At 35.4% G+C, this 15,722-nt stretch carries 11 protein-coding genes; 1 reads left to right on the top strand and 10 read right to left on the bottom strand.

The window, feature by feature from the left end:
* Positions 1–36 precede the first annotated feature (36 nt).
* The 9 genes from nifJ to BLS22_RS10100 all read right to left on the bottom strand — a co-directional run bounded on the left by nifJ (position 37) and on the right by BLS22_RS10100 (position 13,578).
* Positions 37–3,546 carry a pyruvate:ferredoxin (flavodoxin) oxidoreductase gene (gene nifJ / locus BLS22_RS10140; protein ID WP_090553640.1) on the bottom strand — a complete coding sequence of 1,170 codons (3,510 nt, stop codon included), beginning with the start codon at positions 3,544–3,546 and terminating at the stop codon, positions 37–39.
* Positions 3,547–4,575: 1,029 nt separating this feature from the next.
* Complete coding sequence (locus BLS22_RS10135; RefSeq protein WP_090553639.1) at positions 4,576–5,688, bottom strand: DUF917 domain-containing protein; 1,113 nt, start codon at positions 5,686–5,688, stop codon at positions 4,576–4,578.
* A gap of 37 nt (positions 5,689–5,725) precedes the next feature.
* Positions 5,726–6,721 (bottom strand): ABC transporter ATP-binding protein, encoded by a 996-nt coding sequence (locus BLS22_RS10130; protein WP_330386508.1) that lies wholly within the window; start codon positions 6,719–6,721, stop codon positions 5,726–5,728.
* Entirely contained in the window at positions 6,702–7,523 is an 822-nt protein-coding gene (locus BLS22_RS10125) for an ABC transporter ATP-binding protein (RefSeq protein WP_090553638.1), read from the bottom strand. Before BLS22_RS10125 ends, BLS22_RS10130 begins: the two co-directional genes overlap by 20 nt.
* An 11-nt stretch (positions 7,524–7,534) precedes the next feature.
* Positions 7,535–8,428 carry a nickel transporter permease gene (gene nikC, locus BLS22_RS10120; RefSeq protein ID WP_090553637.1) on the bottom strand — a complete coding sequence of 298 codons (894 nt, stop codon included), beginning with the start codon at positions 8,426–8,428 and terminating at the stop codon, positions 7,535–7,537.
* 13 nt (positions 8,429–8,441) lie between these two features.
* Complete coding sequence (locus BLS22_RS10115; RefSeq protein ID WP_090553636.1) at positions 8,442–9,452, bottom strand: ABC transporter permease; 1,011 nt, start codon at positions 9,450–9,452, stop codon at positions 8,442–8,444.
* 33 nt (positions 9,453–9,485) lie between these two features.
* On the bottom strand, positions 9,486–11,087 hold the full coding sequence (locus BLS22_RS10110) for an ABC transporter substrate-binding protein (RefSeq protein ID WP_090553635.1): 1,602 nt from the start codon (positions 11,085–11,087) through the stop codon (positions 9,486–9,488).
* A gap of 256 nt (positions 11,088–11,343) precedes the next feature.
* Entirely contained in the window at positions 11,344–12,483 is a 1,140-nt protein-coding gene (locus BLS22_RS10105; protein WP_090553634.1) for a PucR family transcriptional regulator, read from the bottom strand.
* Positions 12,484–12,621: 138 nt separating this feature from the next.
* Positions 12,622–13,578 carry an L-threonine 3-dehydrogenase gene (locus BLS22_RS10100; protein WP_090553633.1) on the bottom strand — a complete coding sequence of 319 codons (957 nt, stop codon included), beginning with the start codon at positions 13,576–13,578 and terminating at the stop codon, positions 12,622–12,624.
* Positions 13,579–13,949: 371 nt separating this feature from the next.
* Here BLS22_RS10100 and BLS22_RS10095 point away from each other — a divergent pair, with 371 nt between their 5' ends.
* Positions 13,950–14,699, top strand: coding sequence for a peptidylprolyl isomerase (locus BLS22_RS10095; RefSeq protein ID WP_090553632.1), 750 nt, complete (start codon positions 13,950–13,952; stop codon positions 14,697–14,699).
* Positions 14,700–14,728: 29 nt separating this feature from the next.
* Here the strand turns inward: BLS22_RS10095 and BLS22_RS10090 are convergent, their stop codons facing one another.
* Positions 14,729–15,352, bottom strand: a complete 624-nt coding sequence (locus tag BLS22_RS10090; protein WP_090553631.1) for a GNAT family N-acetyltransferase — start codon at positions 15,350–15,352, stop codon at positions 14,729–14,731.
* Positions 15,353–15,722: the final 370 nt, after the last annotated feature.

Genomic DNA, 15,722 nt, shown 5'->3' with positions numbered 1-15,722 from the left:
CTAAAAAAGGAACCCACTGGGGGTTCCTTTTTTATATTATTGTGCTAATCTCTTATAGTTCTCGTATCTTTCTTTAGCATCTTCCTCTGATTTAGCAAATAAACCTTCAGCTACCTCTGGGAAGGACTTCAATAGAGAAGCATATCTTACTTCACTCATTAGGAAGTCTCTAAATGATGTTTTAGGCTCTTTAGAATCTAATGTGAATGGATTCTTACCTTCATCCTTTAATACTGGATTGTATCTATATAGATGCCAGTATCCAGACTCTACTGCCTTTTTAGCTTGTTCTTGAGTTTTACCCATTCCAGCACCAATTCCATGGGCAATACATGGTGCATAAGCAATAATTAAGGAAGGTCCATTATAGGCTTCTGCTTCTTTAATAGCCTTCATCAATTGGTTTTTATCGGCACCCATAGATACTTGGGCAACGTATACATAACCATAGCTCATAGCCATCATACCTAAATCCTTCTTCTTGGTTCTCTTACCAGCAGCTGCAAATTTAGCAATAGCTGCTGTTGGAGAAGCTTTAGAAGATTGACCACCTGTATTGGAGTACACTTCTGTATCCATTACAAGAATATTTACATCTTCTCCTGAAGCCAGTACATGGTCTAATCCACCGTATCCGATGTCATAAGCCCAACCGTCTCCACCGAAAATCCATTGAGATTGCTTAATTAAGTAATCTTTTTTCTCAATGATTTCATCAACAATAGCATTACCTGCTTCAGCTTTAATTAATGGAAGAATCTTATAAGTAGCAGCTTTAGAAGCTTTACCGTCATCTTTACCATCAATCCACTCTTGGAAGGCAGCCTTTAACTCAGCATTAATGTCTAAAGCTAAAGCTTCCTTCATTAAATCTTCAATTCTAGCTCTAATTTGTTTTGATGCAAGCATCATACCATATCCAAACTCAGCATTGTCTTCGAATAGAGAGTTTGCCCAAGCTGGACCTTTTCCTTCAGCGTTTTTACAGTATGGTACAGATGGAGCACTACCACCATAGATAGAAGAACATCCTGTGGCATTGGCAATCATCATTCTATCACCAAATAATTGTGTAATGGTCTTAACATAAGGTGTCTCACCACAACCTGCACAAGCACCAGAGAACTCAAAGTATGGCATAGCAAATTGGCTGCCTTTTACGGTTTCTATATTGGTTAAATGAGATTTATCTGTAACAGTTACAGCATAATCCCAGTTTGGTTTTTCAATCTCTAATTGTGGCTCAACTAATTTCATTTCTAAAGCCTTGTTTTTAGAAGGACAGATATCGGCACAGTTTCCACAACCTGTACAATCTAGTGGAGCTACCTGCATACGGTATTGTAATCCTTCGAACTCTTTACCCATAGCCTTTAATGTTTTAAAGGTTTCTGGTGCATTTTTCATTTCCTCTTCGTTGGCTAAAATTGGTCTAATTGCCGCATGAGGACATACGAAGGAACATTGATTACATTGGATACAATTTTCTGCAATCCATTCAGGAACCATAACAGCAATACCACGCTTTTCGTAAGCACTTGTTCCCAATGGGAAGGTTCCATCTTCTGCACCAACAAAGGCACTTACAGGTAGATTATCTCCTTCTTGAGCATTCATAGGTCTTAATATATTTTTAATGAAATCTGGCTCTTCTATTGCAGCTGCTGTTTCTTCAGCCACACCCTTCCAGCTTTCAGGTACATCAATTTTTACAAGGGCATCTACACCACGGTCAACAGCTTCATGGTTCATAGCAACAATCTTTTCACCCTTACTTCCATAGGCATGCACAATAGCATCCTTTAGATAGCTTACTGCATCATCTACAGGAATAACTTCCGCTAGCTTAAAGAAAGCAGCTTGCATAACCATATTAATTCTTCCACCTAAACCAATTTCTCTAGCGATTTCTGTACCATTTAGGGTGTAGAAACTAATATCATTTTCAGCAATATATTTTTTCATAGATGCAGGTAGTTTCTCTTCTAATTCCTCTGGAGACCACATGCAGTTTAATAAGAAGGTTCCACCCTTTTTCAAGCCCTTTAACACATTATACTGATTTACATAGGCTTGGTTATGACAGGCAATAAAGTCTGCTTCATCAATTAAGTATGTGGATTTAATAGGCTTCTTACCAAAGCGTAGGTGGGATATAGTAACACCACCGGATTTTTTAGAGTCATAGGAGAAATAAGCTTGAGCATACATGTCAGTATTATCTCCGATGATTTTAATAGCCTCTTTGTTTGCTCCTACTGTACCGTCAGAACCTAATCCCCAGAACTTACATCTGATGGTTCCTTTTGGTGCTGTTGAAACCTTCTCTGTAACATCTAAAGATGTGTAAGTTACATCATCTACGATACCAACATTGAATTGATTTTTAGGAGCATCTGCTTTAAGGTTAGCATATACAGCTAGGATTTGAGCTGGTACTGTATCTTTAGAACCAAGACCATATCTACCACCAATAATCATTGGTCTAGTTTCCTTATCAAAGAAAATATTTCTAATATCTTGATATAATGGTTCTCCAGTAGCACCTGGCTCTTTATTTCTATCTAATACAGCAATTCTCTTTACTGTTTTAGGTAATACGTCAAAGAAGTATTTTTCTGAGAAAGGTCTATATAAGTGGACTTTTACTACCCCTACCTTTTCTCCTTTTGCCAATAAGTAATCAATTGTTTCTTCAATTGTATCAGTTACAGAACCCATAGCTATTATTACATATTCTGCATCTTCTGCTCCATAGTAATTAAATGGTTTATATTCCCTACCAGTAATGTTGGAAATTTCCTTCATGTAGTCTGCCACCATATCAGGAATAGCATCATAGTACTTGTTGGCAGCTTCCTTAGCTTGGAAGAAAACATCTGGGTTTTGAGCTGTTCCTCTAAGCACTGGATGCTCTGGACTTAAAGCTCTATCTCTGAAGGCTTTAATAGCATCCCTATCTACTAATCTAGCAAATTCATCATATTCAATCACTTCGATTTTTTGCATTTCATGGGATGTTCTAAATCCGTCAAAGAAATGTACAAATGGCACTCTTCCTTTAATAGCAGTTAAGTGGGCAACCCCTGCTAAGTCCATAACCTCTTGTACACTACCAGATGCCAGCATAGCACATCCTGTTTGTCTAGTAGCCATAACATCAGAGTGATCTCCGAAGATAGATAATGCATGTCCAGCCAGTGCTCTAGCACTTACATGGAACACCCCCGGCAATAATTCACCAGCTATTTTATACATATTAGGAATCATTAAAAGCAAGCCTTGAGATGCAGTAAAAGTAGTTGTTAAAGCCCCTGCTGCTAAGGAACCGTGTACAGCACCTGCAGCTCCAGCCTCTGATTGCATTTCTACAACCTTTACAGTTTGTCCAAAAATATTCTTTTGTCCCTCAGCACTCCATTCATCAACATTTTCAGCCATATTAGATGAAGGTGTGATAGGATAGATAGCTGCTACATCTGTAAAAGCATAGGATACATATGCTGCTGCAGCGTTACCATCCATTGTTTTCATGTTTCTAGCCATGTGATAGCCTCCTTTTATATTGTATTAAAAAAATATTATATTTACTTATAGATACATTATATAAGATAATGTATCTTGTATACAATACCATTATATATGAAATTCTTATTAATTTACAGAAAAACTTATTAAAATTTTTATTTTCTATGATGGTAAAATGTTACATGGTGTTTATAGGTATTTTGGGGGATTAAATCGCTAAGCCTAGCTGTAAGATTTTTTATCGTATTTTGGTATTTGAAAACATAACTCTCCCATCCTGTATCTTCCATGGGATGTAAATTCTGTTTCAAGTCTTTTCCAAAGGATATTTTATTGAAATACTATAGATGGTGGGATTAATCAAGTTACTATTAAGAGTACATTATTTTGCTATAATGCAATTATAGCATAACTTATCTTTCAAGTATAGATTATTGGAATTACTACTTAAATATTCCTATTAAATAGAAAAAAAGTAAAGTTATCCACTTTTTTCTTAGTTATTATTGGTTTATTCCTATATTTAATAATAAGCCTCTGTTCATGGTAAATGTTGATATTTAAAAAAATATGGAAATGCTAGGGTCCAGTCATCTTGAGTGATAACAAAGGATGACAAACCTCTACAGCTTATACTAAAATTACAATTCAGTCTAAAATCAACAATAAAGTTTAGCATAGCCAATAATAAAAAAAGTCTTCCTTTAAAATGTTTAAAAGATGACTTTAAATAAAACAACTAAACAGGTAACAAATTGCAGAAGTCAAATCAATTCTTTTGTTTAAAACATAAATTGAAGGAATTGATGTAACTTACGTTTAAAGCTATCCCCAAATTAGGGATGTTCATAATTTCCTATTAGTTATAAAGATCCCCTATTAGGATAGATTTTTTTATTCGTCTACTCTATAGGGGATTTTTTAGAATTGAGGACAAAAACCCAGATTTTTTATTTATATTGAAACAATTTTTGTTGGGACTTTCTTTTCAGGGCATAGAACCCTCCTACTAATTCCCCTGTGTTTCAGCTGGCTACAGGGATTTCACTATGCTGTTTCACATTCATTCTCTTTTATAATACTTTTAAACTCTATATCATATCCAAAGTGCTTTGGTCCAAACACCTCTAGACCCCTTTCTGTCGTCCACTCGGCTGGTGATGGCAGGGCTATTACTGTTACTGGCATGCCTACTTCAAAGTAAGGGTTGGTAACAGGCTCTCCTGTATCATCTCGGATAATACTAATAAGATCTGGAACAGTTGCATGGATAACGTTATCCTTCCAAGAAATAATATTTTCATTTTTATACCATATCTTATAAATAGACCCCTCATACCCTTCTTTTCCTTCAATCAAAGTATTGCCAAAGGTAAATCCATTGGCTGTTTCCCAATTATAATCTGCTACAGCACCTTTGAACAGAATTTTTCCTTCTCCTGCTTCTACTACTGCTTTAGCTGGATCTTCATTGTTTTCCTTAGCTAATCTAAAAGCTCTTCCAAGCTTTAATGCATAGGAAACCGAGCCTTTTATAATAGCATCCTCCAATTGTTTTTTAGTAGCAGGATGATCTACAACAGCTACAGAATTGTTGCTTACAATAGCCATAGAGCGAACAAGAGCCTCTGCTCTAAAATCATCTACTGCATTTTCTATAATGGCCACATCACCAAATTCATTAGCTACTGTTATGGGAGCAATAGGTAGGTCCTTTAAAAAATAGGTGGAGTGTTGTAATTCAGGTACAGAACGGCCCGCTGGATCTCCATCAATAATGTATTTACCCATCATGGCAGCCACGTAAAAGGCTACAGCTGTATTTGAGCCCCCCAACTCTGTAGCAATAACACCCGTAAAGCTTTTACCAAAATACTTTTCCATTACTTGAAATGCTTTTACTGCTGGTGCTTTTTCTATTTGGGGTAAATTTATAACATCCTTCTCATCTTTAGGAGAAACAGAACCACACATATAGGGGGTTCCTATATAAGCATCCTCTTCAAGCTCATCTAAATCCACTAAAACGAAGTCTTTTCCTGCTTCTAGGGCTTCATCAATCATTTCAAGACCTCTTTGCAGCTCTCCACCACCTCCTGTTCCTAATATAGTGCATCCATAAAGAATATCATACAAATCAGTTTTCGTTAATTTTTTCATAGTGTAATCTCCTTCCCTTATGTTCTAGGCTATATTTTTAAAGATTTGCTTTTTTCTGTATTAAATGGCAGGTGACCATATGTTGTTTTTCAGTTTCCACCACAGGGAGTGGTTCTATTTCTTTGCATATTTCCATAGCATGGGGACAGCGGGTATGGAAGTAACATCCCTTCGGTGGATTAATAGGACTGGGAACATTTCCTTCTAAAATCTTCATACCCTCCATTCCCTCTGTATAAATATCAGGAATGGCTGCAAATAAGGCTTGGGTGTAGGGGTGTTGAGGATTTCTAAATACCTCATGGGCCTCACCATACTCTACAATTTTTCCTAAATACATAACAATAATTTTATCTGCCATATTATGAACAACACTTAAGTCATGGGATATTAATATATAGGTTAAGCTCAGTTCCTTCTTCAATTCTTCCAATAATTTTAAAACAGAGGCTTGAGAAACCAAATCAATGGATGAGGTGGGTTCATCTAAAATCACAAGTTTTGGGTGGAGAGCCAGTGCCCTAGCAATGGCAATCCGTTGTCTTTGTCCTCCGCTAAATTCATGGGGATACTTATAAACACTATTTGCAGGCAAGCCCACCAGCTGTAATAAATTTTGAACTTTTTCTATAAATTCCTCTTCCCCCACATTTTCATGGACCCTAATGGGTTCACCAATAATATCTTTAATTAAAAATCTTGGATTTAAAGACCAGAATGGATCCTGAAAAACTACTTGAATATTTTTTCTGATTTTTCTAAGGGAATCTTTATCTAATTCAAAGATGTTTTGTCCATTAAAAATTACTTCTCCTTCGGTGGGTTCCTCTAACCTTAAGATAGTATTAATAAGGGTTGTTTTGCCACATCCAGATTCCCCTACAATTCCTAGCGTTTCTCCCTTTTTAATTTGAAAGGATACTTTGTCAACAGCCTTTACCCATGCTACTGGTTTTGAAAAAAAGCCTTCTCGAATTGGAAAGTATTTTTTTAGCTCCTTTACCTCTAAAAGATTATCGTTGATGGGAAACACCCCCTTTTTCCTGTTTACTTTTAGGTATAGCATTTAGCATAGCTATTGTATAAGGATGCTTGGGGTTGTGAAGCACCTCTTTAATACCACCCTTTTCAACAATTTTTCCTTCAAATAATATACCTACCTCATCACAAATAGCTGGTATTAAAGTGGGATTGTTTGCTATAAATAGAACCGTTACTTGTAACTCCCTTTGTAGTTCCTTGATTAACTTTAATATTCCAGCTTGGATAGTCACATCAAGGTTTCTAGTAGGTTCATCGGCTATAATAAATTCTGCGCCACAGGATAGGGCCATGGCAATAATTATCCTTTGTCGCTGACCACCACTTAGCTCATGGGGATATTTTTTAAGCATGTTTTTGGCATCAGGAAGTTTAACTAGCTCTATCATTTCTAGTGCCTTTTTTTCAGCAGCCTTCCTTCCAATAGTTTGGTTATGTACAATAACCCTTATTAACTGTTCCCCTATTGTAAATACAGGGTTTAATGTGGACATGGGATCCTGAAAAATCATGGAAATTTTTTTTCCCCGTATCCTTTGCATAAATGATTCTTTCTTGTCTAAAAGATTTTCCCCATTAAAGATGATCTTACCAGCTTCTATCTCACCTGGGGGCTGGGACAATAGATTGAGAATAGTAAGAGCTAGAACTGTTTTTCCTGATCCACTCTCCCCTACCAATCCAAAAGTTTTACCCTTTTCTATAGCCAAATGATCTATATCTAAAATATTCTTTTTCCCCTCATAGCTGTTAAAATTTACTTTTAAATTTTGGATTTCAAAATAATGACTCATAGAAACAACTCCTAATTCTTTCTAGTCTTTGGATCTAAAATCTCTCTAAGTCCATCTCCTAATAAATTAAAGGCTAAAACTGTTATAAATATCGCCAGTCCAGGAAAAATACTATACCACCATGCATTTAAAAAATAATTTCTACTGGTACTTACCATTAACCCCCATTCTGGTGTAGGTGCTTGGGCTCCTAGACCTAAAAAGCTTAAGGATGCTATCGTTAAAATAACTCCTCCTATATCCATAGATGCCTGTACAATAATAGGTGATATACAGTTAGGTACTACGTGTTGAAATATAATTTTACTGGTGGAGCTACCTATAGCCTTTGCAGCCCGCACAAACTGACGTTCCTTTATTGAAATAGCTTGACCCCTCACCAGTCTTGCATACCAAGGCCACCAAGATATGGCGATGGCCAACATAGCATTTCTTAAACTGGGACCTAAAAAGGCTGATATAGCAATGGCTAACAAAAGAGGCGGAAAGCTTAAAAAAACATCTGTAATCCTCATTAAAATTTCATCCACGTAGCCGCCTATTGTTCCTGCTACAGCTCCAAGGGGGACACCTATTAATAGGGCTAATCCTACTGCCAATAGAGCCGTCTGCAAAGATATTCTTGTTCCATAAAGCACTCTACTGAATATATCCCTCCCTAGCTCATCGGTTCCAAACCAATAATTTGAAGAAGGAGCCATTAGCTTATCCTGAGGATTGTTCTCTCTAGCAATATGGGTGGGATAGGGAACAATATAGGGAGCTACAAGGGCAACAACAATTAAAAGGATAACGGCAATAAAAGCTGCTTGGGTTAATCGATTTCTATTTAATAGGTATATGGAAAATTTTAATTCCTTCATTTTAGGCTGAAGGGTTTTTAAAGATATTGCTTTATTTAACATGTCACGCCTCCTCCTAAACCCGGATTCGGGGATCTAGTGCGATAATGATATCTGCCACAAGATTTAATACAACATAGGCAACTGCCGAAAAAATAGTAACTCCCATGATGGCTGGATAATCCAAACTAGTCACCGCCGATGCAATGTAACTTCCGATACCAGGCCAGCTAAAAATAGCTTCTATCAAAAAAGTATTTACCAATGTATACCCTATCGATAAGGTGACTACTGTGGCCGTAGGCCCTAAGGAATTTTTTAAAGCATAGGACCATGTAACAATTCTTTCAGGTAAGCCATAGGATCTAGCAGCTCGAATATAATCTTCACTTAATATTTCCAGTAAGGCAGACCTTGTCATCCTAGCCACTAAAGCTATAGGATAAAGCGCCACCGTAATTCCTGGTAGAACCATATGAAGAAGTGCATCCTTTAAAACCGGGATATTCCAAGTAATTAAACTATCAAATATTAGAAAACCAGTCACATGGGGCACATCATATAAAAGCTTTGTTTGTATACTTAGTTGCCCCCCTAAGGGCAAAAGACCTAACCCTCTATAGAAGATTAATTGAAGGAACAGGGCAACCCAAAAGATGGGGAGAGATACCCCACCCACTGAAAAAAAGCGGATGAGGTGGTCTGACCATCTATCCTTCATCTTGGCAGATAATAGACCTAAAGGTATGCCTACAAAAACAGCAGCAATAGTAGAAATTAAAACCAATTCTATGGTGGCTGGCAAGTATGCCTTTAATTCTTTTATTATAGGCTGATGAGACCTTAAGGAGTTTCCAAGATTTCCTCTAAGCAAGTCCCTTACATACCTTCCAAACTGTATATATAAGGGTTGATCTAAGCCTAGTTCAATCTCCGCCCTTTGAATTTGTTCAGCTGTAGCCCTTGGGCCAACCCATTGAGCTGCAGGGTTGGAGGGTATCATTCTCGTAATGGTAAATGTGATAACAATTACACCTAATAAAACCAGTATTCCTGATAAAAGTCGTTTGATGATTAATGATTTCAATATATCACCGCCTAAAAGTCTGTCTTAAACTTCTTATTGTTGTCTATAGGTTTCATGGAAAAATACAACATTTGGATAAACTGGATTGTTTTTTACCCCTTTAAAGGTTTTGTTAGCAATCCAAGCATATTGCATATCGTAGACAAAAATAGAAGGTGCTTCTTCAACCAAAATCTTTTGAGCCTCTATAAACATCTCTTCTGCCCTATCTCTATCGGTACTACTTATAACATTAGCTTCATCAATGAGGTTGTCAAATTCTTCATTGCTCCAATAAGCTAGATTAAATAATATGTCCTCCTCTGTATGGAACATAGAATATAACCATCCATAGGGACTGGCAAAATCTGGCCACCAGTACATCACTAGAATATCCTGTCTTCTATCAAGGGAACTGCTTCTAGAAAGCTCCCATTGACTTTCCCAAGGCATTCCACGAATTTCTAGGTTTATATTTAGCTTATCTAATTCAGCCATAAATAGTTCAGCTGCGTTTTTTTGCGTCTCATCTCCAGCTGCATAGGTTATAGTAATGGTGAATCCACCATCTTCATAGCCTGCCTCCTTTAATAAGGCTTTGGCCTTCTCGATATTATGCTCATATTGATATAAATCTTCTCCATGACCCCAATGTCCTAAAGGAACAGCACCTCTAGCTTGGGTTGCATAGCCACCTACTGCATATTCCATTACGTCCCCATAGGGGAATGCATAGGATATAGCTTGGCGAACCAATTTATTGTTTAAAGGCTCTTTTTCAGTATTAAATTTGAAGAACAAATTCTGATAAGAAGGTCCTACAATAAGGTCTAGATTTGGATTGTTTTTTAACACCTCTAAATCCTCATAGGGAAGCATACTGACGAAATCAACTTCTCCTCTTTCTAGCAATAATCTTCTAGAGGATGCTTCTGCCACCCTTTTAAAGAAGACTTTATCAAAGTAGTTGCCTTCCCATCCCTTCCAATAATCTTCAAAAACCTTTAGTACAACTTCTTCCCCCATCTTAAAACTATCTATGGTGTAGGGACCTGTTCCAGCTGTATTGCCTTGAGCAAACCAATTACTGGCTTCTTCCGTTGCTGCTGGTGACATAATAAATCCTGCATACCCAGCACTGGCAATTAAATCTAAAGGTGCTGGATAGGAGAGCTTAAATTCTACCTTGTACGTATCTACTACATTAATCTCCTCCACTGGATGCCAAATATAAGCAGCCCCTTGATCCATATTGATGGTTCTTTCTATAGACAGCTTTACAGCTTCAGCGTTTAAGTCACTGCCATCATGGAACTTTACCCCTTCTCTTATATTAAATTCCCATATTAATCCATCTTCGCTAACAGAATAATCCGTAGCCAAAACAGGAACAACTTTATCTTCTAATGCTTCATATTTTAATAGGGTCTCATAAATATTGTGTAGCACAACAATACCATTAGAAAATTCTACACTTGGATCAAAATCTAAGATTGGTTCATTAGCCGTAGCATAAAAAGCTATTCTTGGCTGACCCTCTTCCCCTTGGGCCGTTTGTTGTCCTCCTCCACAGGCAGTCATTAAAAATCCCGATAAAATTAAAATGCCTATCAATAAAAAAATAGATAGTTTTCTTTTCCAGCTTTGCTTTTTCATTCTTTAACCTCCTAAATTATTTTTAAAAATTCGAATAACTTTTATTTATACATTCTCTAAGAAACTTTATTCTTCCTTTGTAATATCTATAAACAGAGGGTATGGTTTTTGTAAATATTACAATCCCTGTGTTTCCAATGTATTGAATTTTATTTTAGACAAAAAAACAACGAATGTTTATAAATAATTTGGTTTATTTTAGCTATTATTTATCCATTCGCATGTATATTTAAATTGTGTTATTGAATTGTTTTATTTAGTATAGTTTGTTAATTTTGATAGCTACTGATAATTGTTCAATAAAATTCCCCTGTATATTTTCTTTATCAAAAATTTCTTTGATTTTCATAATTCTATATCGTATAGTATTTTCGTGCTGAAATAGTACTTGTGCGGTTTTTTTAACATCTGTATCGTTATCTATAAAAGCCACTGCAGTTTCCAAGAGATTGCTTTTATTCTTCTCATCATAGCTTATGATAGGCTGGAGTATCTCATCATGAAAGTTCTTTATGGCAGGATTATGTCTTAATGGTGTTAAAAATTTATAAATACCTAGCTTATTGTAGTAGACAACCTTTTGATCCATAATTTTTGCTAAATCACAAGAAAAAACCGCCTCTTGAAGAGCTGTATTTAGTTTATCTAAGCCTAAATGATAGTTGCTAATCCCAATTTTGTAGGTGGTACTATCTTTCCCCAATGTCTTTATAGCATAGTTCAAAGTACAACTTATATCTTCATATGTCCTTTTATTACTTGTAATGATAAATAAAATACCCTTTCTAAACTTAAGAATCGTCCATTCCTTATGCCCTACATAGGAATCCTTTATCCTTTCTATATACCTCTTTGTAATGGCATAATCACTGTAAAATAAAATTATTACATTTTTTTCAAAGTTTTCGTTGATTTGATAAGCTTTTTCCAGCAATGCATTTTTATTAAAGCTTTCCTTTAGCATATGTTCAATCTCTAAACTTTTGATAGTATCAAGATTGTCTTCAATAATGGCCTCCATCACATCCATAATTATCTCCGAGTAGGGAATTTCACCACTTATTACTAGAATAGGGTAGTCATTGTCATCAGCTACCTTCTTCACCTCCTGGTGGATTTCTCCAACAAAGGAATCAATGAGACATAAGGCACAGGATCCAGCTTTTATCATAATATTGATAGCTTGTATCTGATTTTCAATGGAATTTCTTATGTCATAAAAACCCGAAAGATAAAAGTCCCCCTCCTTTGATAGGTGCTGAGGATCATCATCATAGGTAAATATATCAAAAACACTTATTCGTTTTATCCTTTTATCTAAACCATTCTTCCCTGCGATAATAGTAACATTTTTAAAAATTGGTAGATTTAAAATATCCCTTACTGTTATGGTCACAACAGTCCCTCCTATATCCTAGTATCTATTAAGTTAATTTGTAACGTATTGTATAAAAAATTTAACCAAAAGTAAAGGAAATTTTTTAGAATATTTAAACAAAGTCCTCCCTATATTTAAAAGGAGGACTTTGTTTAATTAATACTGAATATTAAGTTTTTTGCTTAACGTATCTAACATATCCTTCGTCATAGCTGTTAAATCATATTTTGGATTCCAGCCCCATTGCTCTCTTGCTTCACTATCATCCAATGAATTGGGCCATGAGTCTGCTATGTTTTGTATGTCTTGATTTACATTATAATCTATGGTGAACTCTGGAATATGCTTTTTAATCTCTGCAGCAATGCCTTCGGGATCAAAGCTCATAGCAGTAACATTAAAGGCATTCCTATGGACTAACTTAGTTGGGTCAGCCTCCATTAGATTAATAATAGCATCTAGTGCATCTGGCATATACATCATATCCATATAGGTGCCCTTTTGTAAAAAGCAGGTGTATTTCTTATTTTTTAGGGCTTCATAGTAAATATGCACAGCATAATCAGTGGTTCCGCCTCCAGGTAATGCAACATTAGAGATTAATCCTGGAAAACGAACACCTCTAGTGTCCACATTGAACTTTTTAAAGTAATAATCACAAAGAAGTTCCCCTGCCACCTTTGTTACACCATACATGGTGGTTGGACGCATCAATGTATCCTGAGGAGTATTATCCTTTGGTGTACTAGGACCAAAAACTGCGATAGAGCTTGGGGTGCAAACAGCACATTGATTTTCTCTAGCAACTTCTAAAATATTATATAGACCATTCATATTTATATTCCATGCTGCCGATGGATTATTTTCTCCATTGGCTGATAAAATAGCAGCAAGATTAATAATAGTATCTGGCTTATGCTTTTTTACTGCATCCACAAGATGTTGTGGGTTAGTAACATCTACAATTTCAAAAGGTCCACTTTCTACTACCTCATTTTCTTGTCTTCTTCTACTACTGGCAATTACATTATCATTGCCATAGATTTTCCTCATGTTCATTGTCAATTCTGAACCTATTTGACCTAATGCGCCAGTTATTAATATTTTTTTCAATATATTGACCTCCTTTATATTAAAGATTTACTATACACTATTGCCTATACTTATTATTGTAAAAAATCTATTTTTTAAACCATTTCTGAAGAAGAAGTTCTACGATTTTTATCCTAAAATATCCACTATATTAGCGATTTAGAAAAATATAACATTTAGTCCTTGAGTCAAGGACTTTTCCAATATCTGTCTTTAGTGTACTTTATTTTTATGATTTTGAAAAGAATTTTTTTAAACTTTAAAAATTAATAACCAAAACTACTTTATTATAATAATTCACCATTTATTGGGGGAAACTCATGTAAATTGGACATATTCCTCTTTTTTTGTTAAGATGGTTTAGAATATACTTACAAAGGAGCGTTTAATTTATGGATAACAAAAACATTTTGGCAGTAGTAGGGGATCGTGAAATTACCGAGGCCGATCTACAACTACTTATGAGGGGCATTGATCCACAAAGGGCTGCACAATTTCAATCGGAGGAAGGCAAAAAAAGATTGTTAGAAGAGCTTATAAACCAAGAATTGTTTTATCTAGATGCTTTAGACAACGGTCTAGATAAAGATGAAACCTTTCAAAAAGAGTTGAAAAAAGTAGAAGAAAGTTTTTTAAAGCAATATGCCATTAACAAATTGGTAAAAACTGTAGCCCTTGACGAAAAGGAATTAGGCGAGTATTACGAATCCCATAAAGATCATTTTAAAAATCCAGCTACTGCAAAAGCTAGTCACATTCTTGTAGATAGTGAAGAAGAAGCTGAAGCAATTATTAAAGAGCTTGAAGGGGGTCTTTCCTTTGAGGAAGCCGCTGAAAAATATTCAAAATGTCCTTCAAAGGCTCAGGGCGGAAACCTAGGTGCTTTTCCTAGGGGACAAATGGTACCTGAATTTGAAGAAGCTGTTTTCAGCATGGAAAAGAATGAGATTAGCAAGCCTGTAAAAACTCAATTTGGTCACCATATTATTAAGGTATTTGAGCAAAATCCCGAAGAAATGAAGTCTTTTGAAGATGTTAAAGGTCAATTAGCGCAACAACTTCTTGGTCAAAAACAGCATGATCTGTACTCAAATAGAGTAAATGAATTAAAGGGTAAATATGAAGTAAAAGTAAACTTATAAATACAAAGACGACCCAGTTGGGTCGTCTTTTATAATAATTTTCTATGATAAACGATGTCGGTAAGAACTTTACCCTCGAATTTTTCGTATCGAATCCCTGCCAAATTGTACTGTTGTTTAATTGCAAATTCCATAGATGCAAAATTTGGCTTTGGTGAAATAATCGTCTCGGAAAACATATCCTTAATCCCCATAGCTTTAGCATCTTCTTTAAATCGTTTGTATAGCTTACTTCCTATACCTAATCCCGTTAAGTTTGAGCGAACGGCAATTTTTTCGAGAACAACAAATTTTTTCAGAGATTTTTTATCAAAATCTCCCTTCCACATAGTCTTAAAAAGCCAAGTGGGTTCCATGTTAATCCATTGTTCTTTTGTGTAGGCCAAGAGAAATCCTAAAACCCGTTCTCCTTTTTTAATGACATAAAATAGCTTTGAATTTTCAACATCATTTTTAAACTTCTCCCCATACTTTTTCTTATCCTTTAAATAGTTATCCATTAAAAATCCTTTTCTATGGTCTTTGCTATCGGTTCCTACAGAAGCTGCTACTGCCAATATTCCTTCAACATCCTCCACAGTTGCCTTCGTAACCTTTAGATCCTCCACTTCATGTGCCCCTAATGCTTGAGCATAAGCTTTGTTAATACTCATTGTATCCTCCCTTTATTTATTCTTATCGTCTTTCTTTTCTCTTTCTTACTTCATTCTGGTCAGATGAAGCCTACCACACCCCCTTGATATTTTTGTCAAACTTGTATATTTATAAAAATCACATTTGCAAAGTATTTTTGTATTATATCCTCATTAAATTTATATTTTTTATATTTTTATTTGTTTTTAGTAAATATTTTAATATTTTATACCCAAAACAAATACTTTTTAAACTATTTGTAGAATTATATTAGATAAATATATGTTTTTCTTAAATATGATAGATAATTAAAGGGTATAAGGGAATTTCCTCTTGATAATAGCACAAAATTCTATTGAAATTCGTGTTTTATCCCTGGTTTTATCTTTT

Origin of the sequence: Natronincola ferrireducens, assembly GCF_900100845.1 — a bacterium.
GTDB lineage: Bacteria > Bacillota > Clostridia > Peptostreptococcales > Natronincolaceae > Natronincola_B > Natronincola_B ferrireducens.
Note: the sequence above shows the minus strand (reverse complement) of the source record. Positions and strands in the feature narration are given on the sequence as shown.

What these genes read in the sequence shown, in the direction of transcription:
- BLS22_RS10095 (WP_090553632.1), top strand. Translation starts at nt 13,950, where the DNA reads ATGGATAACAAAAACATTTTGGCAGTAGTAGGGGATCGTGAAATTACC.
- nifJ (WP_090553640.1), bottom strand. Translation starts at nt 3,546, where the DNA reads ATGGCTAGAAACATGAAAACAATGGATGGTAACGCTGCAGCAGCATAT.
- BLS22_RS10090 (WP_090553631.1), bottom strand. Translation starts at nt 15,352, where the DNA reads ATGAGTATTAACAAAGCTTATGCTCAAGCATTAGGGGCACATGAAGTG.
- BLS22_RS10125 (WP_090553638.1), bottom strand. Translation starts at nt 7,523, where the DNA reads ATGAGTCATTATTTTGAAATCCAAAATTTAAAAGTAAATTTTAACAGC.
- BLS22_RS10110 (WP_090553635.1), bottom strand. Translation starts at nt 11,087, where the DNA reads ATGAAAAAGCAAAGCTGGAAAAGAAAACTATCTATTTTTTTATTGATA.
- nikC (WP_090553637.1), bottom strand. Translation starts at nt 8,428, where the DNA reads ATGTTAAATAAAGCAATATCTTTAAAAACCCTTCAGCCTAAAATGAAG.
- BLS22_RS10135 (WP_090553639.1), bottom strand. Translation starts at nt 5,688, where the DNA reads ATGAAAAAATTAACGAAAACTGATTTGTATGATATTCTTTATGGATGC.